General features: G+C 69.5%; 26 protein-coding genes. 9 read left to right on the top strand and 17 right to left on the bottom strand.

What is annotated here, in order from left to right; all coding sequences use genetic code 11:
* Positions 1-186 precede the first annotated feature (186 nt).
* From mraZ to AB5J62_RS11955, 5 genes are all read right to left on the bottom strand, one after another.
* Positions 187-618 carry a division/cell wall cluster transcriptional repressor MraZ gene (mraZ, locus tag AB5J62_RS11975; RefSeq protein ID WP_091290869.1) on the bottom strand — a complete coding sequence of 144 codons (432 nt, stop codon included), beginning with the start codon at positions 616-618 and terminating at the stop codon, positions 187-189.
* 296 nt (positions 619-914) lie between these two features.
* Complete coding sequence (locus tag AB5J62_RS11970) at positions 915-1,640, bottom strand: ESX secretion-associated protein EspG (protein WP_370948277.1); 726 nt, start codon at positions 1,638-1,640, stop codon at positions 915-917.
* A complete protein-coding gene (locus AB5J62_RS11965; RefSeq protein WP_370948276.1) occupies positions 1,637-2,200 on the bottom strand; it encodes a PE-PGRS family protein in 564 nt (187 codons plus the stop codon). The genes AB5J62_RS11970 and AB5J62_RS11965 overlap by 4 nt, the downstream gene beginning before the upstream one ends.
* Before the next feature lie 11 nt (positions 2,201-2,211).
* Complete coding sequence (locus AB5J62_RS11960; protein WP_370948275.1) at positions 2,212-2,724, bottom strand: DUF3558 domain-containing protein; 513 nt, start codon at positions 2,722-2,724, stop codon at positions 2,212-2,214.
* Between the two features lie 7 nt (positions 2,725-2,731).
* Complete coding sequence (locus AB5J62_RS11955; protein ID WP_370950243.1) at positions 2,732-3,073, bottom strand: hypothetical protein; 342 nt, start codon at positions 3,071-3,073, stop codon at positions 2,732-2,734.
* Positions 3,074-3,324: 251 nt separating this feature from the next.
* On the opposite strand from AB5J62_RS11955, the gene AB5J62_RS11950 reads away from it, so the two are divergent.
* The 3 genes from AB5J62_RS11950 to AB5J62_RS11940 are packed head-to-tail and all read left to right on the top strand — an operon-like array spanning position 3,325 to position 8,235.
* Positions 3,325-4,407, top strand: coding sequence for an AAA family ATPase (locus AB5J62_RS11950; RefSeq protein WP_370948274.1), 1,083 nt, complete (start codon positions 3,325-3,327; stop codon positions 4,405-4,407).
* A gap of 15 nt (positions 4,408-4,422) precedes the next feature.
* Complete coding sequence (locus AB5J62_RS11945) at positions 4,423-5,697, top strand: DUF58 domain-containing protein (RefSeq protein WP_370948273.1); 1,275 nt, start codon at positions 4,423-4,425, stop codon at positions 5,695-5,697.
* The gene (locus tag AB5J62_RS11940; RefSeq protein ID WP_370948272.1) at positions 5,698-8,235 is read left to right on the top strand and encodes a DUF3488 and DUF4129 domain-containing transglutaminase family protein; all 2,538 of its coding nucleotides are present in this window, start codon (positions 5,698-5,700) and stop codon (positions 8,233-8,235) included.
* Positions 8,236-8,967: 732 nt separating this feature from the next.
* On the opposite strand, the gene AB5J62_RS11935 is transcribed toward AB5J62_RS11940, so the two are convergent.
* The 3 genes from AB5J62_RS11935 to AB5J62_RS11925 all read right to left on the bottom strand — a co-directional run bounded on the left by AB5J62_RS11935 (position 8,968) and on the right by AB5J62_RS11925 (position 11,599).
* Positions 8,968-9,375, bottom strand: coding sequence for a DUF3040 domain-containing protein (locus tag AB5J62_RS11935; protein ID WP_091290881.1), 408 nt, complete (start codon positions 9,373-9,375; stop codon positions 8,968-8,970).
* A gap of 208 nt (positions 9,376-9,583) precedes the next feature.
* Entirely contained in the window at positions 9,584-10,801 is a 1,218-nt protein-coding gene (gene dinB, locus AB5J62_RS11930) for a DNA polymerase IV (protein WP_370948271.1), read from the bottom strand.
* Positions 10,802-10,864: 63 nt separating this feature from the next.
* Complete coding sequence (locus tag AB5J62_RS11925) at positions 10,865-11,599, bottom strand: methyltransferase domain-containing protein (RefSeq protein ID WP_370948270.1); 735 nt, start codon at positions 11,597-11,599, stop codon at positions 10,865-10,867.
* Between the two features lie 137 nt (positions 11,600-11,736).
* On the opposite strand from AB5J62_RS11925, the gene AB5J62_RS11920 reads away from it, so the two are divergent.
* The 4 genes from AB5J62_RS11920 to AB5J62_RS11905 all read left to right on the top strand — a co-directional run bounded on the left by AB5J62_RS11920 (position 11,737) and on the right by AB5J62_RS11905 (position 15,336).
* Entirely contained in the window at positions 11,737-12,588 is an 852-nt protein-coding gene (locus tag AB5J62_RS11920; RefSeq protein ID WP_370948269.1) for a ParA family protein, read from the top strand.
* Entirely contained in the window at positions 12,588-13,397 is an 810-nt protein-coding gene (locus AB5J62_RS11915; RefSeq protein ID WP_370948268.1) for a DNA-formamidopyrimidine glycosylase family protein, read from the top strand. Before AB5J62_RS11920 ends, AB5J62_RS11915 begins: the two co-directional genes overlap by 1 nt.
* 322 nt (positions 13,398-13,719) lie before the next feature.
* A complete protein-coding gene (locus AB5J62_RS11910) occupies positions 13,720-14,283 on the top strand; it encodes a GNAT family N-acetyltransferase (protein ID WP_370948267.1) in 564 nt (187 codons plus the stop codon).
* A gap of 15 nt (positions 14,284-14,298) precedes the next feature.
* Positions 14,299-15,336, top strand: a complete 1,038-nt coding sequence (locus AB5J62_RS11905; protein WP_370948266.1) for a quinone-dependent dihydroorotate dehydrogenase — start codon at positions 14,299-14,301, stop codon at positions 15,334-15,336.
* Here the strand turns inward: AB5J62_RS11905 and atzF are convergent.
* The 9 genes from atzF to rimO all read right to left on the bottom strand — a co-directional run bounded on the left by atzF (position 15,308) and on the right by rimO (position 23,548).
* Positions 15,308-17,065, bottom strand: coding sequence for an allophanate hydrolase (atzF, locus tag AB5J62_RS11900; protein WP_370948265.1), 1,758 nt, complete (start codon positions 17,063-17,065; stop codon positions 15,308-15,310). The genes AB5J62_RS11905 and atzF overlap by 29 nt on opposite strands.
* Positions 17,066-17,099: 34 nt before the next feature.
* Complete coding sequence (locus tag AB5J62_RS11895; RefSeq protein WP_370948264.1) at positions 17,100-17,810, bottom strand: GntR family transcriptional regulator; 711 nt, start codon at positions 17,808-17,810, stop codon at positions 17,100-17,102.
* A gap of 109 nt (positions 17,811-17,919) precedes the next feature.
* Positions 17,920-18,294 (bottom strand): hypothetical protein, encoded by a 375-nt coding sequence (locus AB5J62_RS11890; RefSeq protein ID WP_370948263.1) that lies wholly within the window; start codon positions 18,292-18,294, stop codon positions 17,920-17,922.
* Positions 18,295-18,332: 38 nt separating this feature from the next.
* The gene (locus AB5J62_RS11885; protein WP_370948262.1) at positions 18,333-19,301 is read right to left on the bottom strand and encodes a hypothetical protein; all 969 of its coding nucleotides are present in this window, start codon (positions 19,299-19,301) and stop codon (positions 18,333-18,335) included.
* An 83-nt stretch (positions 19,302-19,384) separates the two neighbouring features.
* On the bottom strand, positions 19,385-20,218 hold the full coding sequence (locus AB5J62_RS11880) for a PspA/IM30 family protein (protein WP_370948261.1): 834 nt from the start codon (positions 20,216-20,218) through the stop codon (positions 19,385-19,387).
* Positions 20,219-20,492: 274 nt separating this feature from the next.
* Positions 20,493-20,936 (bottom strand): helix-turn-helix domain-containing protein, encoded by a 444-nt coding sequence (locus AB5J62_RS11875; RefSeq protein ID WP_370948260.1) that lies wholly within the window; start codon positions 20,934-20,936, stop codon positions 20,493-20,495.
* Positions 20,937-21,036: 100 nt separating this feature from the next.
* Entirely contained in the window at positions 21,037-21,495 is a 459-nt protein-coding gene (locus AB5J62_RS11870) for a CinA family protein (protein WP_370948259.1), read from the bottom strand.
* Positions 21,496-21,497: 2 nt separating this feature from the next.
* Positions 21,498-22,139, bottom strand: coding sequence for a CDP-diacylglycerol--glycerol-3-phosphate 3-phosphatidyltransferase (gene pgsA, locus AB5J62_RS11865; protein ID WP_370948258.1), 642 nt, complete (start codon positions 22,137-22,139; stop codon positions 21,498-21,500).
* Positions 22,136-23,548, bottom strand: coding sequence for a 30S ribosomal protein S12 methylthiotransferase RimO (gene rimO, locus AB5J62_RS11860; protein WP_370948257.1), 1,413 nt, complete (start codon positions 23,546-23,548; stop codon positions 22,136-22,138). The genes pgsA and rimO overlap by 4 nt, the downstream gene beginning before the upstream one ends.
* A 111-nt stretch (positions 23,549-23,659) precedes the next feature.
* Here rimO and AB5J62_RS11855 point away from each other — a divergent pair, with 111 nt between their 5' ends.
* Both AB5J62_RS11855 and AB5J62_RS11850 read left to right on the top strand, forming a co-directional pair.
* On the top strand, positions 23,660-24,184 hold the full coding sequence (locus AB5J62_RS11855; RefSeq protein WP_370948256.1) for an amino-acid N-acetyltransferase: 525 nt from the start codon (positions 23,660-23,662) through the stop codon (positions 24,182-24,184).
* Positions 24,185-24,282: 98 nt separating this feature from the next.
* Positions 24,283-24,705 (top strand): phospholipase, encoded by a 423-nt coding sequence (locus AB5J62_RS11850; protein WP_370948255.1) that lies wholly within the window; start codon positions 24,283-24,285, stop codon positions 24,703-24,705.
* Positions 24,706-24,890 lie beyond the last annotated feature (185 nt).

Genomic DNA, 24,890 nt, shown 5'->3' with positions numbered 1-24,890 from the left:
CTCCTTTCAGGCCTTACTACGAAGAGCCTTGGTTACACGGATGCCGTCAGGTCCCTGTCCGCCTGCCGGGAACCTGGTGCCGGGGAAGGTGCACCAGGGCCTTGAGCGGACAGAGGCCTCACGGCATCCGTGTGGCAGGACGAACCCCCACCCCCCGACGGCGTGGGTGCGCCACCTGCCCGGCGGCTAAAAGACGCCCGGCAGAACTTCGTCTCTGGCCTTCGCGTAGCTGTCCTCGTGTTCGTCCAGGTAGCCCTGCCACGCTTGGGCGTCCCAGATCTCCAACCTGGTGATCGCTCCGATCACCACGCACTCCTTGTTGAGCCCGGCGTAGCGCCGGAGCTCGGGCGCGATCGCGACGCGCCCCTGTCCGTCAGGTCGCTGTTCGTCAGTACCCGCGAAGAGATAGCGCTGATAGGCCCGAACCGCTTCGTTGGTGAACGGCGCTTCGGCGACCTTGCGTGCCATCTGCTCGAACTCGGCCCGTGGAAAGACGTAGAGACAGTGGTCCTGCCCCTTGGTGACCATCAGCCCACCGGCCAGTGCGTCGCGGAACTTCGCTGGCAGCGTGAGCCGCCCCTTGTCGTCCAGCTTCGGGGTGTGGGTGCCGAGGAACATCGGCCACCACCTCCCAGGGGCTTCCCTTCTGCCCCACTGCGCACCACCGTACCCCACTTTTCACCACAGTCAACGCGACAAACCCCGTCACCACTCTCTAGTGTCACGCGTTTTCGCAGGTCAGCCGAGTGGGGCTCGGTGGGGGCTCGGTGGGGGACGGTGGCGAACATCCCCCATGCCGGGGGCAACGCAACCCTCAGTAGGCCCCGCGCGTCCGTTTTTCCCCGCGCGAACCCGGCCGATCGACCCGCCGGTGGGCGAAAGTGGGGTAAGTGGGGAATCGGCCCTGAAAGCCGTCAGTCCTCGACGGCGAGCAGTGAAGCGAGGCGGCTCGTGAGCCGAGGGGCGTCGGCGGGGGCGACCGTGACCCAGTCGCCGCCGCGGCCGGGCGCGATCGAGCCGAAGTAGGAGCCGACGTCCGTGCTGAACCAGCTGACGCCGCCCGCGCGACGCAGGCCGTCGCGCTCGCGGACGCGGACAGTGAACTGGCCCGCACTGTAGACCGGCCTGGCCTGAATGGCATGGACCTCACGCATCTGGCGTTCGTACGAACCCGAGCGCGACGTCGAAGTCCCGCTCAGCACGTCCGCGGGCAGGCTCACGCCGTAGCCGGGCCCCGGCTCGAGTTCGGGCAGCACGTCGACGATCGCGGAGAAGAGGTCGGACTCGCGGATCTCCGAGAGTCCGATCGTCCGGTCCGGCTGGGTGGCCAGCACCGCGTGACGCCCCCGCGCCGCCGCGACCGCGCGGAACGGCGACTCGGCCGTCATGTCGGCCAACGCCTCCGACTCGACGTAGACATCGGCCGAAGCCAGCACGGCGAGCCGGGTTTCGAGCGCCTCGTCGAGCGCGCCCGCGTCGAAGAGGCCTCGTTCGGCGAGATTGTCGTAGACGTCCCGGCGGATCTCCGCACGCTCGGCTTCGGTCGCGCCGACGCTGTGCAGTTCGAGCGGGCCGGGCGGGACGCCGTGCCCGAGGTCGGCCCACAGCATATCGAAAGCCGAGGCCGAGACGCGGATCAAGACGCGCCCAGTGAGGGCGGCCGGTCGAACGCGGGCTGCCCGGCGAGGTGACCGAGCGCGGTGTCACGGGCGTTCATCACGTCGATGGCCCGGCGGCGTGCCGCTTCCGAAGCCGCCCGGCGCTCGTCCATCGCGTCGGCGAGCCCGGCCATCGCGGCCAGGTTGCCGCTCGCGGCCGCCGTGCGGATCATCCCGGCAGGGTCGTAGTCGACCGGCGGCGGCATGTCCGCCCGCGCCCGCGCCGCCACGTCCGCCTGCCTGCCGACGGAGTCCCCGACCGACGCCGAGACCTCGACCGCGTGGTCGAGCCAGGCGGTCGCCCTGGTCAGCGCGCCCCGCATGGCGTCGCCTCCCGCGCCTTGCCACTGTTCTTCACTGTGCGCGGAGAACGCGGCGAACGACAGCCGCGATTCCGCGAGCCGCCGCGCCAGCTCGCCCCACTCGCCGCCGATCTCCCCTGCCGCCGCCGGGTCGTTGCCGTCCGCGACCTCGGCGGCCATCGCCTGGTGGCTGTACCACTCGTACCGCGCGTCCGCGGCGGGCACCGAACGTTCGACCATCGCAGTGGCTCCTAGGGGAGTTTCGGTTCGATCAGTTCCGCGACCGTGCCCGCCCGTTCGCAGGCGAGCGCCGTGTCGCTGAAGGTGGTGTTGCTGACGTCGACCTGCACGGAGGCGGAGTCCCCGACGCCGAGCAGCACGGCGCAGGTGCCGTCGGCCGCCGCGCGGTCGGCGGCTTCGAGCGCCTGATGGGAGCCGACCTTCTTGCTCTTGCCCGTCTTCTTGGCGAGCTGGAGGTCGGCGAGGCCGTTGCGGCCGTCGAGGGTGATGGTGACGCCGAACTTGCCGGTCTCCGTCCAGTCGCAGGCACGGGTCGGGCCGATCGGCTTCGCCTTGCCCAGCGAGGTCAGCCCCGCTTCGGACCGTTCGGACGGCGAGAGCAGCTCGCAGGGGTTGAGCGGATCGAGCGGTGAGAGCAGCTCGACGCTGCCGGAGGTGGTGACAGGAATGAGCGAGGCACCCGGCTCGATCACGCGGGTGGCCGGGGAGGCGCCGCAGCCCGCCAAGAGCAGTGCCAGCGGCAAGAGCCGTTTAACCGCCAATGCAGTCCACGCCCTCGTCGTCCTGGGCCTGGTACTTCTTCAGCGCCTTGGCGATCTGCTTCTTGAGCGTTTCGAGCTCGCGTCCGAAATCGGTGAGCGCCTCGACGGCCGAGCCCGCCTTGCCGATCCCGTAGTCGGCCATGAACCGGCCGATCTCGGCGGCGTAACCTCCGCCCAGCGGGACGGAGCGGCCGAGCACCTTCGCCTGGCGGACCATCTCGCCGACGACGTCCTGCAACTGGGCGATCTGCTTGTACGCGTCCGCTGCCAATTCGGGCGCCACCGCGAACGAACCGATCCCCGGTTTGCCTTGCCTGCCTACCACGGTCATGTCGCTCATGTGCGGTTACGCCTCTCCGTAGTCGAGCGAACCCGTAGGGCAGCATACGACAGGACACAGCGCATCCGGGAGATCCCAGAATCGGGTGACATGGTCACCCACATGTACTAAACCCAGTGATAACTTACCGTGATCGCAGGGTTGTTCCATCTAGTTCGCCCGAGTTTGACACACTTCGTGGCAGGCTCATTGCTGCGCCGACAGCAATAAAGACTTAGAGCCACGCGGCACCAGGAGGTCGAGTGACGTCGAGAACACAGTCTGCGACTCCCCAGGGGGAGCAGACGACCGAGCAAACGCAGTACGAGGAGTACAGCGACGGCTCGGTGAGCGGCCAGAGCAACGGCAGCCTGCCCGTCGGCGGCAGAGCCTCGCTCGACGAGCTGCACGAGACGGCGCGCCGCATCGCCGCCAACGTGGAAAGAGTTCTGGTCGGCAAGCCGGACGTCATCCGGATCGCCATGGTCACCCTGTTGGCTGAAGGCCACCTTCTGGTCGAGGATGTCCCCGGCGTCGGCAAGACGTCGCTGGCCAAGGCGCTGGCGCGGTCGATCGACTGCACGGTGAGCCGCATCCAGTTCACCCCCGACCTGCTGCCGAGCGATGTCACCGGTGTGTCCATCTACAACCGGCAGAGCGGCGACTTCGAGTTCCGGCCCGGCCCCGTCTTCGCGAACATCGTGGTCGGCGACGAGATCAACCGCGCCTCGCCGAAGACGCAGTCCGCGCTGCTCGAGTGCATGGAAGAGCACCAGGTCACGGTCGACACCAGCACCTACCACCTCGACGAGCCGTTCATGGTGATCGCCACCCAGAACCCGATCGAGATGGAAGGCACCTACGCGCTGCCGGAGGCGCAGCGCGACCGGTTCACCGCGCGGGTGTCCATCGGCTACCCGGACCTGCAGGCCGAGCTTTCGATGGTCGACGAGCACGCGGGCCACAACCCGCTCAAGGACCTGGAGCCGGTCTCCGACCGCGAGACGATCCAGCGCCTGATCGAGACCGTCCGCGGCGTGCACATGTCGCCGGAGGTGCGCCGGTACGCCGTCGAGCTGGCGGCCGCGACCAGGCAGATCCCGGAGATCCGCCTCGGCGCGTCCCCGCGTGCCACCCTGCAGCTGGTCCGCGCGGCCCGCGCGCAGGCCGCGCTGTCCGGCCGTGACTTCGTGGTACCCGACGACCTGCACTCGGTCGCGGTGCCGGTGCTCGCGCACCGGCTGGTGCTCACCACCGAGGCGCACGCCGCCCGGCGGTCGGCCACCGATGTCGTGCGCTCCGTGCTGCACCGCGTTCCCGTGCCCCAGGGCGCATCGCACCGCTGACAATTAAGAAGGAAGATGCTGCGCGCACTCTCCGGCCTGACCACGCGGGGCCGCTGCTTACTAGCCGCTGGGGTGGCCGCCGCGGCGTGCTCCGTGGTGCTGAACGAGCGTGACCTGCTCCGGGTGGCGATGTTCGTCGTCGCGCTGCCACTGCTGGTGGCCGGCTTCATCGCGCTGACCCGGCTGAAGATCGGCGCGGCGCGCAAGCTGCTGCCGGAGCGGGTCTCGGTCGGCTCGGTCGGCGAAGTCCAGCTCGACCTGTGGCGGCACGGCAGGCTCCCGGCAGGCGAGGTGCTGCTCGAAGACGGCGTCCCGTACGCGCTCGGCGCCAGGCCCCGGTTCGTGGTGGAGCGGCTCCCCCACGACCGGCCGGTCGGCCTGCGTTACCCGATCCAGCCGGTGCTGCGCGGTATCCAGCAGGTCGGGCCGCTGCGCGCGACGATCACCGACCCGTTCGGGCTCTGCGAGTTCGAACGGGAACTCATCGGGCACTCACGTCTGGTCGTCGTGCCGAAGGTGGTCGGGCTCTTCGGCCTGCCCAGCGGCGCCGGGATCGGCGCCGGCGACGACGGCAGCATCCGGCTGCACGCGGGCCAGGGCGAGCCGGACGTCATCGTGCGGCAGTACCGCACCGGCGACGACCTGCGGAAGGTGCACTGGCGCTCCACCGCGCGGCGCGACGAGATCATGGTCAGGGTCGAGGAGCGCCCGTGGCGCGGTGGCACCACGGTGCTGCTCGACCACCGCGCGGCCGCGCACCACGGCGCCGGTCCGGCGGCCAGCCTGGAGTGGGCGGTCTCGTTCGCCGCCTCGGTCTGCCTGCACCTGCGCCGGTCGGGGCACCGGGTCCGCCTGGTCACCGAGCACGGCCAGACGCTCGCGGACACTCCCGGCGAAGGCGGGGAGCACTACGACAACATCGTGCTGGACGCGCTGGCCGCGTTGCAGCCCGCGCACCAGCGCGACATCACGCTCGGCACGGACCCGGCCGAGGGCCAGGAGCTGATCGCCGTGCTCGGCACGGTCAGCAACGACTCCGTGCGTGAGCTGACCCAGTACCGCCCGCGCGGCATCCGCAGTCTCGCCGTGCTGCTCGACACCCCGACCTGGGGTGGTTCGCTCAACGCGCCGGGACACCGGGCCACGGCCACCGAGGAGTCGATCGCGATCCTCGAGGCGGCGGGCTGGGGTGTGGTGGTCGCGGACCCGGTCACGCCGATGCAGCAGGTGTGGGCCGAGCTGTGCCAGACGGCCACCCGCCGCGGCACCCTGATCGGGGGATCGTTCTAGATGAGCACGGCTACCGAACTGCACACCCCGACCGAGCGGCCCGTGCCGCAGCCGACCGCGTGGAACAGCTCCGTGCTCGCGCCGGTCGCCGCAGGCGCCGCGACGCTGTGCGCGTCGACCTCGCTGACCGGCGTGATCACCGGCTGGGCCTGGGTCGGCTACATCTTCGTGGCGATCGTGCTGGTCGCCTGCACCGGCCTGGCGCTTCGGTCGCTGCGCGCGCCGACGATCGTCGTCGGGTTCGCGCAGCTGCTGGTGCTGGCGTTCCTGGTGACCGGCTCGTTCACCACCACCGGCATCCTCAAGATCATTCCCGGCCCCGCCGCGTTCGGTGAGCTGGGCGACGTCATCGGCGCCGCGGCCGAGCAGATCCGCACCACACTCCCGCCTGCCGACGCGACCCCGCCGCTGCTGGCGCTGACCACGATGTCGATCGGCCTGGTCGCGATCCTGATCGACACGCTCGCCGTCGCCGCGTCCGCGCCTGCCGCGACCGGACTGGTCCTGCTCTGTGTCTACGCGGTGCCCGCGTCGCTGTCCGACGAGATGCTGCCGTGGTGGACGTTCCTGCTGGGCGCCGGCGCGTTCGCCGGTCTGCTCGCGATCGACGGCAACCACCGGCACCGCCGCTGGCGCAACCGCGACGCGCCTGGCCTCGGCAACTCGCCGGGCACCGTGGCGACCCCGGTCGCCGTGGTCAGCCTGGCGCTGGTGCTCGGGCTGATCGTCGGCACCGCGGTGACCGGCGTCGGCACGGTCGGCGCGCTGCCCGGTGGTTCCGGCAACGGCAAGGGCGGCAACCGCACCGGCGGCTACGGCGTCGCACCGTTCACCAAGATGCGCGGCCTGCTCGACCAGGGCACCAACGTGGAGCTGTTCAAGGTCCGCGGGCTCGTCGGACCACCGCGCTTCCTGCGCGCGTTCACGCTCGACACCTACAAGCCCGACGGTGACGACGCCGGCTGGCGGATCGGCAACGACGGCAAGCTGGACAACCGGGTGCGCGCCGACGCGCCGTCGCTGCCGCCCGCACCGGGCGACGACGGCACCACCGCCGGCGCCCAGATCGACATCGAGCCGACCAACTGGGTCGACTTCTGGCTTCCGGTGGTTGGCCAGCCCCGCGCGATCCAGGGCAGTGTCGTCGGCAAGGACTATTTCTACGACCCCGCCATCGGCGCGGTCTTCAGCACCACGCAGGCCAGCTCCGGCCCGTACACCGAGATCGCCTCGCTCAAGCAGCCGACGAAAGAGGAGCTGCGCGACGCCGACGCGGGCGCGTCCCAGGCACCCGAGACCTACACAGCGATCTCCGGGATCAACCAGGACGTCGTGAAGCTGGCTCGGCAGATCACCGAGAACGCGACGAACAACTTCGACAAGGCCGCCGCGCTCTGGCGGTTCTTCACCGAGTCGAACGGCTTCGTCTACGACACGAAGACCGCGCCGAAGAGCAGCCCTGACGGACTGGCCGACTTCGTGCTGCGCGGCAAGCGTGGCTTCTGCGAGCAGTTCGCCTCCTCCATGGCCGTCATGCTGCGGTCGCTCGGCATCCCCTCCCGGGTGGCGATCGGGTTCACCCCCGGTGAGCAGGTCGCCGACTACCGCGCGATCACCACGAAGGACGCGCACGCCTGGGTCGAGGTCTACTTCGGTGACAAGGGCTGGGTCAGCTTCGACCCGACCCCGCTCTCCGACAGCCGGGGCTTCGTCCCGCCCTACCTGAGCAGCAACCCGCAGAGCACGGACACCGCGACCCAGAGCCCCGAGGACGAGAAGCCGAGCAAGGCCTCCAGCTCGGCGCCGGCCACCGGTGTTCCGACGACCACCAGCGGCGCCGGCACCAAGTCGGACGACCAAGGCTCGACCTGGCCCGTCATCGTGGCCGGGATACTGGGCCTGCTCGCGCTGCTGGTGACCGGCTTGGTGATCTTCTTCGCCGTCCGGCACATCCGTTCCTTGGAAAAGAAGTCTTCCGGCCAGAAAAAGCCGGACGAGCCGGACGACCCCGACGCGAAACCCCCGCTCGGACCTCAGCTGACGAACTGGCTGCCGCTCGCGGCCGCCGGACTGTGGCTCGCGGCGCTCGGGTTCCTCGCGGCGTGGCTGTCGATCTGGTTCGCGGTGGTGCTGGTGCTGACCGTGGTACTGGTCGGCGCGCCCGCGCTGATCCGCGACTTCACCAGACGCCGCCGCCTCCAGGCCATCTCCAGCCTCTCCCCCGGCGCGGCCGACGCGGCGTGGCAAGAGCTGATGGCCGAGTGCACGGACCGTGGCCTGCCGATCCCGGAGAGCGACACCGTGCGCGTCGCGGGACAGAAGCTCGCCCAGAAACATCACCTCGACGACGAGGGCCGCGAGGGCTTGCGGACGGTCATCGGCGTGGTCGAGCGCTCGTGGTACAGCGACGGCAGCCCGATGGACCCGCGGCTCGACCCGGCCTTCGACGGCCTGCGCCGCAGTCTGCGCCGCAACGCCCCGATGTCCTGGAAGGGCAAGCTGTTCCCGAAGAGCATCTTCCGGCGTAAGAAGCCTTAAGAAGCCTGGCGTTGGGCGTTGGTCGCTCCAGCCCTGGACGACCGGTTTGTCTGCACGCGAGAGGTGCCCGAGCACGCGGGTCGTGAGTGTTTTCGCCGGTTATTGAGCGGAAACGCAAAGGTGGCGTGTTCGGCAGCTCGGCGTGGGGTCGTGAGTGGTGCGGCCGGTTAGAACCGGCCGCACCACTCACGACCCCCTCATCGGCTGCCCCGTCCGCCTGCGGCAGGGTCTTGGTCGAGTGTGGGTGAGGGCCTACTTCACTCGGATCCGTGGGGTGTGGGCCTAGTTGGTCCGTATATACGGGTGAGGGAGGCCCTCACCCGCCCGGCTCGGGTGAGGGAGGCCCTCACCGACGCCGACCGTGGATGAAGAGAGCCCTCATACCTGGCTCTTGCATCTGGATGAGTGCCGTTTGCGTCGTTCAACGACGCATTTCCCACACAGCCACCCCGGCCGCGGCCGAGCACACCAGACACGCCACCTTTGACCTTCCGCTCATTAGAACCGGCCGTACCACTCACGACCCCTTCGGGCGAGTCGCCGGGCCGCGGTCTGGCACGTGACAAGGGCGGCCCTTGTCACCCAGAGCGTTGCAAGGGCGGCCCTTGTAACGTGCCGAGACGGGTGAGGCCGAGCGGGTGTGAGAATTTCCGCACCCAACCGGCCCCGAGCATGAGGAAGGCCGCGCCCACCAGGTGGACGCGGCTTACCTAGGAAGTCCGGTGACGGACCCTATTGGTCCTCGAAACGCTGACGGAAACGCTCTTCCATCCGCTGGGTGAAGGAACTCTTGCGGGAGCTGCCTCCCGACGGACGGGACTGCGCCCCGCCGTCTTTGCCGTCCGCTGACTCGGCACCTTGCCGAATCGACGTGACGGCGAGCATGACCCCGAAGAACATGACCAGGAAGCCGAACACGCTCACGAGCGGGATATCGGCGACCCGGATCGGTACCACGGCCACGCCTAGCACCAGTAACGCGACCCCGACGACGAACAGGGCGATGCCCTGGATACGCCGCCTTCGAGCGGGTCGTCGCAACCTGGTGCCGCGCACCGTGGACGCGAACTTGGGGTCCTCGGCATAGAGCTCGCGCTCGATTTGATCGAGCAGCCGCTGCTCATGCTCGGAGAGTGGCATCTTTCCTCCTCCGGCACAGCTGTCGCGGGCGCCGGGCCGCGCAACGTCGTGGACCCAACAGACACCCCCTGGCGGGGGGCTACTGTCCAGGATACGAGTCCCGCGCTCAGACGACTACCCGATCTCGCATCATGCCTGCATAGATTTGAGGAAAAACACCGATTCGCCGGGTCCGGGGTAGCGACAGAGCGTGTCCGGGCGAGGAAAATCACCCGTCTTGCCGAGATAGCAGTGACGCAGGGCGCACGGCGGCGGCCCCGTACCGCGAACGTGCGGAGTCCGCGGCGACCTCGGCGTCGCGCCAGCGCGGCGCGTCGGACTCGAACGTGAGCTGCTCGCCACCACCGGCCGAACCGAGTCCATCCACCCGAACGCCGATCAGCCGGACGGCGCCCGTCGGCGCGTGCTCGGCGAGCAGCTCGACCGCGGTGCCGTGGATCTCGCGGGCGACGTCGGTGGCCGCGGCCAGCGTCCGTGCCCTGGTGATGGTCTTGAAGTCGGCGAAGCGCACCTTGATCGACACGGTCCGGCCGCGGATTTCCTTGGCACGCAACGTGCCGGCCACCCGCTCGGACAGCCGGAGCAGCTCCAGCCCGAGCTCGGCCCGGTCATGTTTGTCCACATCGAACGTGACCTCGGCACCGATCGACTTCTCCGGCGCGTCCGGCACGACCTCGCGGTCGTCGTGGCCGTTGGCGAGCGCGTGCAGATGCTCGCCGACCGCGACGCCCAGCGACCGGCGCAGCCTCGGCAGCGGCGCGGCCGCGACGTCGGCGATCGTGTCCAGCCCCAGCTGCTTGAGGTGTTCACCGGTCCGTTTGCCGACGCCCCACAGCGCCGAAACCGGCAGCGGGTGCAAGAAGGCGAGGGTCTCGGCGGCGGGCACGACGACCATTCCGTCCGGTTTGGCCAGCCCGCCTGCCAGCTTGGCGATGAACTTGACCTTCGCGACGCCGACCGAGCAGGTGATCCCGTGTTCCTCGGCGACGCGGCGCCTGATCTCCGCGCCGATGGCCGCGGGTGTGGTGGCCAAGCGTTTCAACGCGCCCCGAACGTCCAGAAAGGCCTCATCGAGACTCAGCGGTTCGACCAACGGGGTGAATTCGCGGAAGATCTCCATGACGCCCGCGGAGACCTCGCTGTAGAGCCCGCGCGTCGGCGGGATGTAGACCGCTTGCGGGCACAGCCGTTTCGCCGCGCCGACGGGCATCGCCGAGCGCACCCCGAACTCGCGGGCGTGGTAGTTCGCCGACAGCACCACCGACCGCGGGCCCGCTCCCGCGACCACCACCGGCCGGTGCGCCAGCTCGGGACGGCTGCGCAGCTCGACCGACGCGAAGAACGCGTCCATGTCCACATGCAGCAGTCCGCACCCGGTGTCGTCCGGCCACGACGTGTCGCCGGTACCGACCCGGAACCGGCTCACCCCGCCCCGAAGATCCCCACTCCTACCCACGGAACGGGACGCTACCCGCGACCACCGACAGTTTCAGGAAACCCGGCGTGCGAACGCGTGCAGGCGCGTGGCGACGTCGCGCAGTGGCGGCGTCGAAGCGGCCAGCAGCTCGAACTCCGCCAGCTCGTCTTCACGAGAACCCCGCGCGACCGCGTCGGAGACGACGCCGTCACCCTGGATCGTCACGCCGGTCAGCCCGGTGCCCGTCAGCAAAGTCTCCAGCCCGGCGACGTCGAACCGCCGCAGCACGGTGTCACGTCCGCCCGGCAGCACACCGGCGGCGCTCTCCAGCACCTGGCGCGCTTCGGTGAGCCGCCCGGCCAGCGCGCGGTGCAGCGCGGTCGCGAACCGGTTGGTGACCAGCACCGAAACCGCGCCGCCCAGCGCGACGGCCTCGGCCAGCGCCGCCACCACGATCGCCGGGTCGTCGACGACCTCCAGCAGCCCGTGCGCGAGCACCAGGTCGGCGGAGCCGGGGCTGACGTGGCGCGCGAGCGCGTCGGAGTCGTCGGCCACCACGGTGATCCGCGAGGACACGCCCTCTTCCTCCGCGCGGCGCTTCAGCGTCGCCAGCGCGTTCGGGTTGGGCTCGACCACGGTGACCAGGCACCCGGCCGAGGCGAACGGCACCGCCCAGCCGCCGCTGCCGCCGCCGACGTCGACCACGAGGGGCTGCTCGACGCCGCGCGAGCGGGCGGCCCGCAGTTCGGCCTCAAGCACGCGGCGCACCGCACCCGACCCGCGTGCTGCCACGGTGTCCGTTTTCATAGGCCGCAGCGTAATGGTCACCCCGACCTACCCGATCGGGTGGTCACAGCCTGTTCGTGTGGCCCGCACCAGCGCTGACGAGAGATTCGGCACCTTGCCCAGCAGCGCACACCGGCTGAACCCGTAGGCTCTGTCGAGTGCACACGGTCGCGGTTCTCAGCCTCAAGGGCGGTGTCGGGAAAACGACGGTCGCGCTAGGTATCGCATCCGCCGCTCTGCGTAGGGGCACCCGCACCTTGGTCGCCGATCTCGACCCGCAGGGCAACGCCACCACCTCGCTCGACCCGCCGTACACCGACGCCACTCTCGCCGATGTGCTGGAGACCCCGCATCGCGCGGTGCTGGAACGGGCCATCGCGCCCAGTGTCTGGAGCGACGAGGTCGACGTGCTGGTCGGCGCCGAGGAACTCCAGCTGCTCAACGAGCCGGAAGCCGACCCTCGCCGTCTCGAGAACCTCTCGCGCGCGCTCGACGAGCTGCACCGGGCGCCGATCCGCGAAGAGCCGTACGAGCTGGTGATCCTGGACTGCCCGCCGTCGCTGGGCAGGCTGACCCGCTCGGCGCTGGTGGCCGCGGACAGCGCGCTGATCGTCACCGAGCCGACCATCTACGCGGTCACCGGAGCCCAGCGCGCGCTGGAAGCGATCGAGAAGACCCGCGAAGAGGCGAATCCCGGCCTGCGCGCGATCGGCGTGCTCGTCAACAAGCTGCGCGTGCGGTCGTACGAGCACCAGTACCGGGTCGCCGAGCTGCGCGACTCCTTCGGTTCGCTGGTGATGCCGACCGGTATCCCCGACCGGCTCGCCGTGCAGCAGGCGCAGGGCGCGTGCAGCCCGATCCACGAGTGGAACTCGCCGGGCGCGCAGGAGATCGCGCTGACGTTCAACATGGTGCTGGCGAAGATCCTGCGCTCGAACCGGGCAGGCAGGCACCGCGTGCGCTCCGAAGAGCCGGAAGAGACCTCAGAGCCCGCCTCGCAGTCGAGCTGATGCCCGAAGGCGACACCGTCTTCCTGCACGGGAAGCAACTCGACAAGGCACTCGCCGGCAAGACGCTGACGCGTGGCGAGTTCCGTCATCCCGCGCTCGCCACCGTCGATCTCGCGGGCCGCGACGTGCTCGGCGTCGGGACGGTCGGCAAGCATCTGCTGACCCGCTTCTCCGGCGATCTGACGTTGCACAGCCACCTGAAGATGGACGGCACCTGGCGGATCTACCCGCGCGGCGCGAGCTGGCGGTTCCCCGCGCACCACGCGCGCGTCATCCTGATGACCGAGGACGTGCAGGCCATCGGGTTCCGCCTACACGACCTGAAGCTGGTGCCCACCAAGCAAGAGCACACGCTCGTCGGCCATCTCGGCCCCGACCTGCTCGATCCACAGTGGACGGACGAGCACGCCGAACGCGCGGCGGCCGCGTTGCGCGCGAACCCCGGCCGCGAGCTCGGGCTGGCATTGCTCGACCAGCGGGTCATGGCGGGCGTCGGCAACCTCTACAAGGTCGAGATGTGCTTCATCCTCGGTGTCACGCCGTGGACCCCGGTGTCCGAAGTGGACGCTGACAAGGTCGTCGCGCTCGGCCGCAAGCTGCTGCTCGCCAACGCCTGGCGGCACGAGCAATGCACCACCGGCGACATGGGGCGAGGCCGCCGCAACTGGGTTTACGAACGCACACGGCAGGGCTGTTTCCGTTGCGGCGGCAAGGTCGTGGTCACCGACCAGGGGCACGACGTGCGCAAGCGGCCGACCTGGTTCTGCCCGCACTGCCAGGCTGGACCCGCTCCAGCACAACGAAAATAATGATGTTGCAGGGCATCGGACTCTTCGCCTAGCTTGGAAGTACACAAGAGAGGAGGTGGTCCTGCGTTGAATACCAAGAGGACTTGTGAGGTGGCTGTCCGCTAGCGGACGCCGCGCGATGGGACTACCAGCGGCCACCTCGTGGCCAGCTTCGCGTGTTGCCTGCTAGCGAATACCAGGCAGTCACCAGGCCCCCGACGCCCCGGGACTCAGTCCGACCCGGGCCCCACTGAAACCTTGCCGTGCGGGAAGGGCGTCGGGGGCTTCTTTATTTCCCGGAAAACCCCTCACCAAATCCGGCGGACCTCGCTAGCCTGGCGGCATGCTCCGTCCGGACTACCCGATCACCACCGAACGTCTCATCCTCCGCCCGTTCCGATCGGACGACCTCGACGCGCTCAACGCCTTCCAGTCGCGCTCCGACGTGGCGCGCTACCTCTACTGGGGCCCGCGCAGCCGCGCCGAATCGGCCGCGGCGCTGGCCAAGCGCATCCACAGCTCGACGCTGCAGAAGGAAGGCCAGTTCCTGGCCATCGCCGTCGAGCTGGCCTCGACCGGGCAGCTGATCGGCGACCTGAACCTCGAGTACCTCAGCGCGGAACACCGCCAGGGTGAGGTCGGGTTCGTCTTCCACCCCGACTTCCACGGCAAGGGCTTCGCCGCCGAGGCCGCCACCGCGCTGCTGCGGCTGGGCTTCGAGGAGCTCGGCCTGCACCGGATCATCGGCCGCTGTGATGGTCGCAACACCGCGTCGGCCACGCTGATGGAACGCCTCGGCATGCGCAAGGAGGCCCACCTGCGCGAGAACGAGGTGGTCAAGGGCGAATGGACCGACGAGATCATCTTCGCGATGCTCGAGGACGAATGGAAGCCGGATCAGCGGTAAGGCACGATGGGGCCCGTGCTGTTCGACAAGATCGTCCGCCCCGCGCTGTACGGGCTGAGCAAGAACGACCCCGAGCTGGTGCACGAGCGCACCCTCCAGGTGCTCGCGAAGGTCAGCCGGTCGTCGCCCGCGCTCGCCGCGCTGCGCCGCGTCTACCGCACCGAGGCCCCGGTTTCGGTGCTGGGCCTGGACTTCCCCAACCCGGTCGGGCTCGCCGCCGGGATGGACAAGAACGGCCGCGCGCTGCACGCGTGGCCTGCGCTGGGCTTCGGTTTCGTCGAGGTCGGCACCGTGACCGGGCTCGCGCAGCCCGGTAACCCCAGGCCTCGGCTGTACACGCTGCCCGAGACCGACGCGGTGATCAACCGCATGGGCTTCAACAACGAGGGCGCCGACGCGCTCGCCGCGCGGCTGCAGAGCTTCGGCAAGCCGGAGGTCCCGCTCGGGATCAGCATCGGCAAGTCCAAGGTCACCCCGCTCGAAGCGGCGGTCGAGGACTACCGGTCCTCACTCGAGGCGCTGCACCCGTTCGCCGACTACTTCGCGATCAACGTCAGCTCCCCGAACACGCCGGGACTGCGCGCGCTGCAAGACAAGTCCGCGCTGGCGGAGCTGCTCGCCGAACTGCGCAAGACCATGGCCGAGCTGGGCAAGCCGGTGCCGCTGCTGGTGAAGGTCGCGCCGGACCTCACCGACGAGGCGCTGGGCGAGCTGCTCGGCGTCTGCGAGGAGCACGGCGTCGACGGGCTCATCGCCACCAACACCACGCTGTCGCGCGAAGGCCTCGCGCCGTCGGACGCCCACCTCGCCGAGCAGGCGGGCGGGCTGTCCGGCAGGCCGCTGACCTCCCGCGCGCGGGAGGTCGTCGAGTTCGTGCACACCGAGACCGGCGGCAAGCTCCCGATCATCGGCGTCGGCGGCATCCTCGACGCCGACGACGCACGGCGCATGCTCGACGCGGGCGCGAGCCTGGTCCAGCTCTACACCGGCTTCGCGCTGCACGGGCCCGGCCTGGTCCGCCGGGTCACCCGGGGTCTTTCCGGCAGGCGATGACGCGCCGCAGGTAGGCGCGCCAGCCGCCGAACGCGGTGATGTCCTTCGCGTTCTCGGCCGCCGACGGGTCGCAGTAGAAGCCGACCGCTTCGGTGCCGTCGTCGAGCAGGATCCGGCCGAGCAGCATCGGGGCGGGCAGCCCGGCGAGGAACTTGCCCAGCGCGGCAGGGGAAAGCAGCCAACGCTCGCCTTCCAGCGCCGCGCCACCCGAGCCGACGTGCAGGAGGCCCGGTTTCGGCGGCGTCGTCGGCAAGGCCACCATGCGGTACTCCTCGGCCGTGAGCACTTCTTCGGCGAAGCGGGCGCCGAGGCTGACGAGCTGATGGTTCAACGGCTGCCCGCGCAGGTGCGCGCCGAACACGACCAAGTCGATTCCCTTGTCGGGATAAGGGGTTTCGGCCAGTTCGCCGGTGAACAGCGCGGCGAGGTCGAGCGCGATCTGGTCGTCGAAGGCACGGGTGAGCACGGTCAGCCCGAACGAGCCGCCGTCCGCGGTTCCGGCGGGCACCGCGACACCGGCCATGTCGAGCAGGTTCACGAAGTTCGTGTACGTGCCCAGCCGCTTGTTGACCCCGACCGGGTCTTTCTCGACCTGGGCGAGCGTCGGGTGCTCCGGCACCGTCGGCAGCACGAGCGCGTCCTGCCCGGCGAGCAGCTTCGCCGCGGTCGCTTTGGCCTGCGCGAGCCGTTCCTGGTCGGCTGCGAGGTCGTGTGCCTTGAGCTTGCCGGCGGCCAGGATGATCTTCGCGACCGTCGGGTCGGCGTCTTCGGGGTGCTCGCGCAGGAACTCGCCGACCGCGGCGTAGCGCTCGGCGACCAGCGCGCCGTCGTAGAGCAGCTTCGCCGCGTCCAGCAGCGGCGAGATGTCGACGGTGGTCAGGACCGCGCCCGACGCACGCAGCGACGCGACGGCCGCGGCGAACGCGCGGTGCGCGCTCGGCGAGAGCGGTTCGAGGTTCTTGTCGTCCGGGATCGCGACGCGGGGGTGTTCACCCGCGCTCAACCGGACCGAGTCCGGCCACTCACGGCTCTGCGGGTCGTCGGCGTCCGGCCCGGTCATCTCGGCGAGCGCGAGCTGCGCCGTGGTGAGCTTGCGGGCGAAGATCGTCACGCAGTCGTACGACCGCGCCGCAGGCACCACGCCCGTCTTCGGCACCAGCCCGAGCGTCGGCTTGAGCCCGACGATCCCGTTGAACGCGGCCGGCACGCGCCCGGAGCCCGCGGTGTCGGTGCCGATCGCGATGTCGACCAGCTCCAGCGCGACCGCGACGGCCGAGCCCGAACTCGACCCGCCGCTCACCTTGAGCGGATCCTTCGCGCCGCGCACCGCGCCGTACGGGCTGCGCGAGCCGACGAGCCCGGTGGCGAACTGGTCGAGGTTCGTCTTGCCCAGCACGACCGCGCCCGCCTGCGTCAGCCGCCGCACGGCCGTCGCGCTCACCTCGGGGGTGTACGCGAACGCCGGGCACCCGGCCGTCGTCGGCAGCCCGGCGACGTCCACATTGTCTTTGACCGCAAGGAGAAGCCCGGCCAGCGGCGGCCGCTCCCCCGCGCGCACCCGCTCGTCGACGGCCTTGGCGTCGACGAGCACGTCTTCGGCGGAACGCAGGGTGATCCAGACTTCTGGCCGATCGACCTCGGCGATCCGGTCGAACGCGGCCATCACCCGGCCGACGGCGCTCGCGGGGGTCGGCGGGACGTACTCGGGTTCCGGCGGGAGCGTGGTCATGGTGCGTCCTTTCCTAGGCGGGCGGGCGGTTCCCTCAAGAAAGTCCACTGTGGAGCGCCAGTTGCGTCAGAGCGCGCTCCGCGCGACTGAGAACCACCGAAAGCGAACCACCGACGTGGGCGAACAACGCGTCGTAAGCACGCTCGAGTTCGCCGTCGCGGATCGCCTGGAGGATCTCCAGATGTTCGTCGATGGTCTCGGAAATCCGTTCCGCGGTAAGGAAGTCGTACATCCGGACCCGCCGGATCTTCTGGTTCACCGCGATCAGCGCGTCGGTCAGCGCTGGATTGCCCGACGCGGCCGAAAGGGTGACATGAAACTGTTCGTCGTGCACGACGAACCGCGGGTCCGGTGGGGGCGGATCCGCGCGGAAAGCCTGCCACCGCGCCAGTTCGGCGTCGATGATGGTCAGGTCGTGCCACGTCGCCGGGTCCTCGATGGCCCGTGCGATCCCCCTGAGCTCCAAGGTCACGCGTAGCTCGTACAGATCCTTGAGCTCCGCGAGATTCGGTGTGGTGACGTAGAAGCCGTTGTCCCTGCGCTCGATCAGGCCATCGGTGGCCAGCCTGGCGAGCGCTTCACGGACAGGTGTCCTGGAGACGCCATAGCGCTGCGCGAGCCGCTCTTCCCCGAGGCGCACGCGCGGTGTGACGAGCCCGCCCATGACCTCCTCGCGCAGTCGGAGGTACACCTCGGCGGCCCGTGACTTCGCCGTATCCGGCGTTGTATACAGCCCTGCATTCACAGTGACCAGGGTAAACGCCGAGCGTTGCGGCGAACACAGGTTTTGCGTTACGTCGGTGTTTCGGTGCCGGTACGACTACAGGTCGTCATCACCCGGCCGTTGCGCGGCTTCAGCGCGACAGTTGACGGAGCACGGCCTCGTACGCGGCGAGGTCGAACTCGATCGCCGGAAGCGCGGCGTAGTCCGTGGACGGGCCGAGCACCGGCTCGCTCTCGGACTCCCAGGCGAAGTCGGTCCACCTGACCGTGGTCTCGCCGTAGGTCACGCGGACCGCCAGCACGCCGCAGCCGAAGTCACCGCACAGCGAGCAGGTGTACAACGCCTCCCGTCCGGACGGCAGCTCACTGTCCTTCCCGGACCGTCCAAGCAGGTCTTGGGGGTTGTTTGTGACGACGAAGCCGTTGCCGCTGGGAATCAGGCCTTCGCAGTCGAACCTGGACATCAGCCGGGCCAAGGGGAAGCCGTCGACGTACCAGTCGGCCAAGGCGGGATCGGCCGTCGAGCGGCCGACGGACAGGGTGTTCAGGACAGCTCTCGCAACGCGATCGCGAGACCGGCCAGGTGATCGGTGGCGTTGGTGAGCGCCTCCTTGGAGACACCCATGCCGCCACCGCTCGCGGCGACCGCGTGCCCGGCGGCGGCGACGAGCGCGCCGTAGCCTTCGAGACCATCCTCGAGCTGCTCGGTCAGCGAGCGAATGGCGGAGTCCAAAGCGGCCCGTTCACCGGCGGGAGCGGCGCCCGAGGCCCGTTCGATGGCCTGGATACGGCCTGCCAGCCCGCGCAGCGCGGCGGCGGCCTCGTTCGCGGTGTTGCGCGCGTCGGCGACCGAGATCTCGGGGATCGCGGTGGTGCCGACGGAAGACGGGATCGAGAGCTGGCGGAGCAGCTCGGTCAGCGAGGCCTCGGACTCGGCGAGCCGCTCCATCGGGATGCGGGCGGCCGAGGAGGCCGAAGGCAGCGGCGGTGGCGTGCTGCTCACCGGGAGCTGGGTCTTGCCGAGCTGGCGCAGCCGCAGGCCGGACCGCACGCCGAGGGTGCCGGTGATGACCACGCCCGCGATGCCCGCGACGGCCTGCGCCATGTCGCCCGCGGGGTTGCCGACCAGGCCGAGTCCGGTGACGAGTGCGTAGAGACCGCAAAGGACGGTCAACATGAACCAGAACGTCATGGCCCGCGAAGCACGGCGCTTACGCCGCTGGAGCTTCGACTCGGGCGTGTTCCACTGCGTCCACTTTGCGCGGGCCTCGGCCACCACCGGGATGTCCGTCGGCGACACCCGCAGCTGGGGCAGCTTCACCGGCGGGATCTTCATCGGCTGCCGCGGCGCGGCCGGGCCGCGCTGACCGGCGGGCCGGTTGCCCTCCTCGCCGGGAGGGAAGTACTTCTGCAGCTTTTCCTGCGCGCGCTGCGCGTAGTCGGGCAGCCGCTCGATGTGCTTTTCCAGCTTCGCGTTGAACTCGCTGAAGTCCCGCTTACCCGATCCGCTCATCCGCCAGCCCCCGCCTCGTCTTGCCGAAGCCGCCCCGGTTCCGCGTCACCAGAGCCTGGCGACGCGGAACCGGGAGCGCGCGTTCAGTTCTTCTGCTGCTCCTGCTGCACCCGCGCCTGGATCTCGCGCTGGATGTCGGCGCCCGAGGACGCCGGCTTCGCGGCGGCGGCGCCACCGGTGACCTGCGCGACCGAGTCGCCCTTCATGGACGCGCGGATCTGCTCGAGACGCGAGTGGCCGGCCAGCTGCGTGGTCGAGTGCTGGACCTCCAGCATCCGGCCCTGCACCGAGTTCTGCGCGAGCTCGGCGGAGCCCAGCGCGGTGGCGTAGCGCTTCTCGATCTTCTCGCGGACCTCGTCCAGCGACGGGGTGTTGCCCGGCGCGGCCAGCTCGGTCATCGAGTTGAGCGAAGCCGAGACCTTCTCCTGCATCTTGGCCTGCTCCAGCTGCGAGAGCAGCTTGGTGCGCTCGGCCAGCTTCTGCTGGAGCATGGTCGCGTTGCGCTCGACGGCCTGCTTGGCCTGCGCGGCAGCCGAGAGCGACTGGTCGTGCAGGGTCTTGAGGTCCTCGATGCTCTGCTCGGCGGAGACGAGCTGCGCGGCGAACCCCTCGGCCGCGTTCTCGAACTCACCCGCCTTCTGCTCGTCGCCCTTGGCGCGCGCCTCGTCGGCGAGCACCAGCGCCTGGCGGGTCGAAGCCTGCAGCTTCTCCACGTCGCCGAGCTGGCGGTTGAGCTTCATCTCCAGCTGACGCTGGTTGCCGATCACCGCTGCGGCCTGCTGGGAGAGCGCCTGGTGGTTACGCTGCGCCTCCTCGATGGCCTGCTGGATCTGTACCTTCGGGTCAGCGTGCTCGTCGATCTTCGACGAGAACGCCGCCATCATGTACTTCCAGAACTTCACGAAAGGGTTGGCCATCTCCTCCGCCTGCCTTCTTGCGTCCCACTGGCTCGAATACCCGATGGTGGGGCGTGCATCCCCCTGCCACCGCGCCGCGCTGAGCGGCGCTGGTTACAGAGGTTGAACGTCCCGACCCCGGCGTTGAGTTCCATCGTGTCAGGTTGCCGTTGAGCCTTCCAGGCGACCCCGGGAGAATTCAGGGACGACCCTGATCGTGATAGGCGTGAAACAAGAGCGGTCCCGGGGTCGTGACCCCGGGACCGCTTTGCTCACTGAAGAGATCGAAGTGCTCTCACGCCGCGATGATCGAAGCCATCTTCGGCGCGCTGATCGTGGTCCGCAGTGCCGGGCTCATCCTCGGCGGCCCGGAAAGCCGCAGGTCGGCGAGGTCGTTGCCGATCATGCCGGGTACCAGGCTGCCACCTTCGAGGTTCCCGCCTGCGGCCTTGGGCGTCTCCTTGGCGCCGGAGCGCTCCTCCACCGGCACGACCTCGACCTTGTCCAGCGCGGACACGTCGGCCGCCACGTTGTGCAGCAGCTCGCCCAAGGGCAGTTCGAGCGCCTCACAGATCGAAGCCAGCAGCTCGCTGGACGCTTCCTTCTGCCCCCGTTCGACCTCGGAGAGATATCCGAGGCTGACCCTGGCGGCGCGGGAGATGTCGCGCAGCGTTCGACGCTGGTTGGTGCGGGCATGACGGAGCCGATCACCGATCGCCTCACGCAACAGCACGGTCATCACGCGCCTCCCTTCCCGGTCTACTAGTCACCACGTTACCCAGAGCAGACGGGTAAACGCAGGGTTTGACACGTCCGTACGCCAAGGGCGAACGCTTGGATCAAGCTAGATGTTCCCCGAGCAGATCGAGCGCCGCACGCACGGATGCCACCCGGATGGCTGATCGATCACCGTCAAGTCGCAGCTCACGGACCAGATGGACGGGACCGGCCAGTCCGACGTAGACCGTGCCGGGGCTCACACCGTCCTGCGGATCGGGACCGGCGACCCCGGTCAGGCCGAGACCCCAAACAGCACGACAGCGTAACCGCGCGCCACCGGCCAGCTGGGCCGCGACCTCCGGATACACCGCGCCGTGCTCGGCGAGCAGGTTCCGGTCGACGCCGGCCAGTTCCGTCTTCAGCTCGGTCGCGTACACGATCAGGCCACCCCGTACCGCCCGGCTGGAACCCGGCACATCGGTCAAAGCGGCACAAACCAGGCCTGCGGTGAGCGACTCGGCCGTGGCGACCGTCTCGCCGCGCTCGACGAGCCGGGCGATCACCTCCGCCGCGTCCATCGTCAGGAGCCCGCTCCGGCCCGCTGACCAGCCGCTCGCAGCTTGACCGCGCGGACGACGTAGTCCAGCCCGGTGACGACGGTGAGCAGCAGCGCGAGGCCCATCAGCACCCAGCGCACGATCTCCGCCGAGGCTGGCAGCGGCAGCAGGTAGGCGGTGATCGCGGCGACCTGGGTCAGCGTCTTCGCCTTGCCGCCCCGGCTGGCCGGGATCACGCCGTGCTTGATCACCCAGAAGCGCAGCAGGGTCACGCCGACCTCGCGGACGGCGATCACGATCGTCACCCACCAGCCGAGCTCGCCCAGCACGCTCAGCCCGACCAGCGCGGCCCCGATCAGCGCCTTGTCGGCGATCGGGTCGGCGATCTTGCCGAAGTCGGTGATCAGGCCGTACTTGCGGGCCACCCAGCCGTCCACCTGGTCGGTGAACGAGGCGATCGCGAACAACGCGGTCGCGATGGCCCGCCAGAAGGTGTCGGTGCCGTCGCCGTTGAACAGCGCGATGACGAACAGCGGGACCAGCACGAGCCTGGACATGGTCAGCAGGTTCGCGAGATTCAGCGTCGGAACCGGGGTCGGCTCCGGCACCGCGGCCGGCTGGGCTTCGCGGGCGTCGCCGCCCGCGTCGCTGGGCGCGGCACTCACGGCACCGGCCGCACGATCAGGTCGACACCCTCGGAATCGACGACTTCGCAGCGCACGAACTGCCCCACCGTCAGGCCGTCGGACTCGACGACCACGCACTCGCCGTCGACCTCGGGCGCCTGGTGCGCCGCGCGGCCGATCGGGTCGTCGTCGTCGACGTTTTCGATCAACACGTCGACCATCGTGCCAATGCGATCCTCGGCGCGCTGGTTGGTGAGCTCCTCGACCAGCGCGGAGATCCGCGAGACCCGCTCGGTGACCACGTCGGGGTCGAGTTTGCCGTCGAAGGTCTCGGCCTCGGTGCCGTCCTCGTCGGAGTAGCCGAAGACGCCGACCGCGTCGAGCCGGGCGCCGGTCAGGAACCGCTCCAGCTCCGCCAGGTCCTCCTCGGTCTCCCCGGGGAAGCCGACGATCACGTTCGTGCGGATGCCCGCCTCCGGCGAGAACTCGCGGATCTGCTCGGTCAGCGCGAGGAAGGAGTCCGTCGAGCCGAACCGGCGCATGCGGCGCAGCACGGTCTCGCTGGAGTGCTGGAAGGAGAGGTCGAAGTAGTCGGCGACACCGGGCGTCGTCGCGATGGTCTTCACCAGGCCGGGCCGGGTTTCGGCGGGCTGCAGGTAGGAGACGCGGACGCGTTCGATGCCCTCGACCGCGGCCAGGCGCGGAAGCAGCAGCTCGAGCGCGCGTGCGCCGTCACGGCCGAAGTCCTTGCCGTAGGAGGTCGAGTTCTCGCTGACCAGGAAGACCTCTTTGACGCCGTTCTGGGCGAGCCACATGGCCTCGGCGACGATCTCGTCCGGCTGCCGTGAGACGAACGAGCCGCGGAACGACGGGATCGCGCAGAACGAGCAGCGGCGGTCACAGCCGGAGGCGATCTTCAGCGCGGCGACCGGCGCGTCGTCCAGCCGGGTCCGCAGCACTCGCGGGCCCCAGCCGTGCTGCGCGTGCCCCGGCACCTCGACCTCTTCGCTCGCGGTCTGGCGCTGCACCGGGCTGATCGGCAGCAGCTTGCGGCGGTCGGACGGGGTGTGCGAGGCGACCGTGCGCCCGGCGACGATGTCGTCGAGCCGGTCGGAGAGGTCTGCGTAGTGGTCGAACCCGAGCACGGCGTCGGCCTCGGGCAGGCTGTCGGCCAGCTCGTTGCCGTAGCGCTCGGCCATGCACCCGACCGCGACGACCTTGGCGCCGGTGTCGGAGGCGGCGAGCAGCGTGTCGACCGAGTCCTTCTTGGCCGACTCGACGAAGCCGCAGGTGTTGACCACCACGACGTCGGACTCTTCCGGCTCGGCAGCGAGTTCCCAACCGCCGGCGGCCAGGCGCCCGGCGAGCTCCTCTGAATCGACCTCGTTACGGGCACAGCCCAGGGTCAGCAGGGAGACACGGCGATTACCGGTGGTGGGAGAAGGCACATGGCTTAGCGTAGCTGGCGCCCTTCACGCTCCCCCGATCACTCAGGTCCAGTGCGTCGCTTAGTGGTCACCATCGGAGGACTTCCGATGGTGACCACTAAGTTGGGACGCGTGTCTTCCGAAGTGTCGTCCGAAGCAGAGAAGCCGACCGTCCGCCGCGCCCGGATCGCGGACGTCCGCAAGATCAAGACGCTCGTCGACTCCGACGCCGGCCGCGTACTGCTGGAAAAAGAGCTGGTCACGCTGTACGAAGACATGCAGGAGTTCTGGGTGGCCGAGTCCGGCGGCGAGGTGCTCGGCTGCGGCGCGCTGCACGTGCTCTGGGAGGACCTCGCCGAGATCCGCACGATCGTGGTCGACAAGGCAGCCAGGGGACGTGGCATCGGTCACGCTCTCGTCGGCCAGCTGGTCGGCCTGGCGATCGAGCTCGGGCTCCAGCGCGTGTTCGTCCTCACCTTCGAGACCCGCTTCTTCGCCAAGCACGGTTTCGTCGAGATCGAGGGCACCCCGGTACCCCAAGAGGTCTACGAGGAGATGCGCCGTTCGGTGGACACCGGCGTCGCCGAGTTCCTCGATCTGCCCTACGTCAAGCCGAACACACTGGGCAATTCGCGCATGTTGCTCGAACTTCCCTGATGCTTCATCAAGTCGTCCACCCTTCAGCGGTGGTGATCCACGCCATAACACCCGATGCTGTGCTGGCTTGAAATTCGCCGACCAGCTTGGGGACCCGAATGCGCACAACCCTGCGTTCGTTCATCACCACGGCCGCCGTCGCCGCCACCGTCATGCTCGGTGCGGGCACGGCGCAGGCAGTCGACATTCCTGCCGTCACCGACACCTACCTGTTCAACACCTCCCTCGGCGGTTTCCAGACCGTCCGGGCGCAGAAGCCCTACAACGGCCAGCTCGACTGGTCTTCCGACGGCTGCTCCTGGTCCCCCGACAAGCCGCTGGGCTGGGACTTCGTCAAGGGCTGCTACCGCCACGACTTCGGCTACCGCAACTACAAGAAGCAGGGCCGCTGGAACGAGACCAACCGCAAGAAGATCGACGACAAGCTCTACTCGGACCTCCTCAGCCTCTGCGGCGGCAACGTGATCTGCAAGGGCACGGCCTGGACCTACTACCAAGCCGTCCGCAAATTCGGCAACTGACGCCTCGCTTCCTCTCCTCCCTCCACTGACCTCCGCCGTTGATCTCCGCGGGGTCGCTCCGGCGCTCGGAGCGGCCTCGCGGCCCAACCGGGCGAACCACCTCACACAAGGGTGGCCCTTGTAACGCTCAACGACACAAGGGCCGCCCTTGCGTCGTTGAGCCCTCCGCAACCAGCCAACCAAGG

The organism is Amycolatopsis sp. cg5 (genome assembly GCF_041346955.1).
Taxonomy (GTDB): domain Bacteria; phylum Actinomycetota; class Actinomycetes; order Mycobacteriales; family Pseudonocardiaceae; genus Amycolatopsis.
This window is presented reverse-complemented; position numbering and strand designations above follow the sequence as displayed.

Excerpts from the sequence above, each read along its gene's own strand:
- AB5J62_RS11915 (WP_370948268.1), top strand. The coding sequence starts at position 12,588 with ATGCCCGAAGGCGACACCGTCTTCCTGCACGGGAAGCAACTCGACAAG.
- AB5J62_RS11910 (WP_370948267.1), top strand. The coding sequence starts at position 13,720 with ATGCTCCGTCCGGACTACCCGATCACCACCGAACGTCTCATCCTCCGC.
- AB5J62_RS11880 (WP_370948261.1), bottom strand. The coding sequence starts at position 20,218 with ATGGCCAACCCTTTCGTGAAGTTCTGGAAGTACATGATGGCGGCGTTC.
- AB5J62_RS11850 (WP_370948255.1), top strand. The coding sequence starts at position 24,283 with ATGCGCACAACCCTGCGTTCGTTCATCACCACGGCCGCCGTCGCCGCC.
- AB5J62_RS11965 (WP_370948276.1), bottom strand. The coding sequence starts at position 2,200 with ATGGTCGAACGTTCGGTGCCCGCCGCGGACGCGCGGTACGAGTGGTAC.
- AB5J62_RS11885 (WP_370948262.1), bottom strand. The coding sequence starts at position 19,301 with ATGAGCGGATCGGGTAAGCGGGACTTCAGCGAGTTCAACGCGAAGCTG.
- AB5J62_RS11870 (WP_370948259.1), bottom strand. The coding sequence starts at position 21,495 with ATGGACGCGGCGGAGGTGATCGCCCGGCTCGTCGAGCGCGGCGAGACG.
- AB5J62_RS11925 (WP_370948270.1), bottom strand. The coding sequence starts at position 11,599 with ATGAAAACGGACACCGTGGCAGCACGCGGGTCGGGTGCGGTGCGCCGC.
- AB5J62_RS11875 (WP_370948260.1), bottom strand. The coding sequence starts at position 20,936 with ATGACCGTGCTGTTGCGTGAGGCGATCGGTGATCGGCTCCGTCATGCC.
- AB5J62_RS11945 (WP_370948273.1), top strand. The coding sequence starts at position 4,423 with ATGCTGCGCGCACTCTCCGGCCTGACCACGCGGGGCCGCTGCTTACTA.
- AB5J62_RS11955 (WP_370950243.1), bottom strand. The coding sequence starts at position 3,073 with ATGACCGTGGTAGGCAGGCAAGGCAAACCGGGGATCGGTTCGTTCGCG.
- atzF (WP_370948265.1), bottom strand. The coding sequence starts at position 17,065 with ATGACCACGCTCCCGCCGGAACCCGAGTACGTCCCGCCGACCCCCGCG.
- AB5J62_RS11935 (WP_091290881.1), bottom strand. The coding sequence starts at position 9,375 with ATGCCACTCTCCGAGCATGAGCAGCGGCTGCTCGATCAAATCGAGCGC.
- AB5J62_RS11940 (WP_370948272.1), top strand. The coding sequence starts at position 5,698 with ATGAGCACGGCTACCGAACTGCACACCCCGACCGAGCGGCCCGTGCCG.
- mraZ (WP_091290869.1), bottom strand. The coding sequence starts at position 618 with ATGTTCCTCGGCACCCACACCCCGAAGCTGGACGACAAGGGGCGGCTC.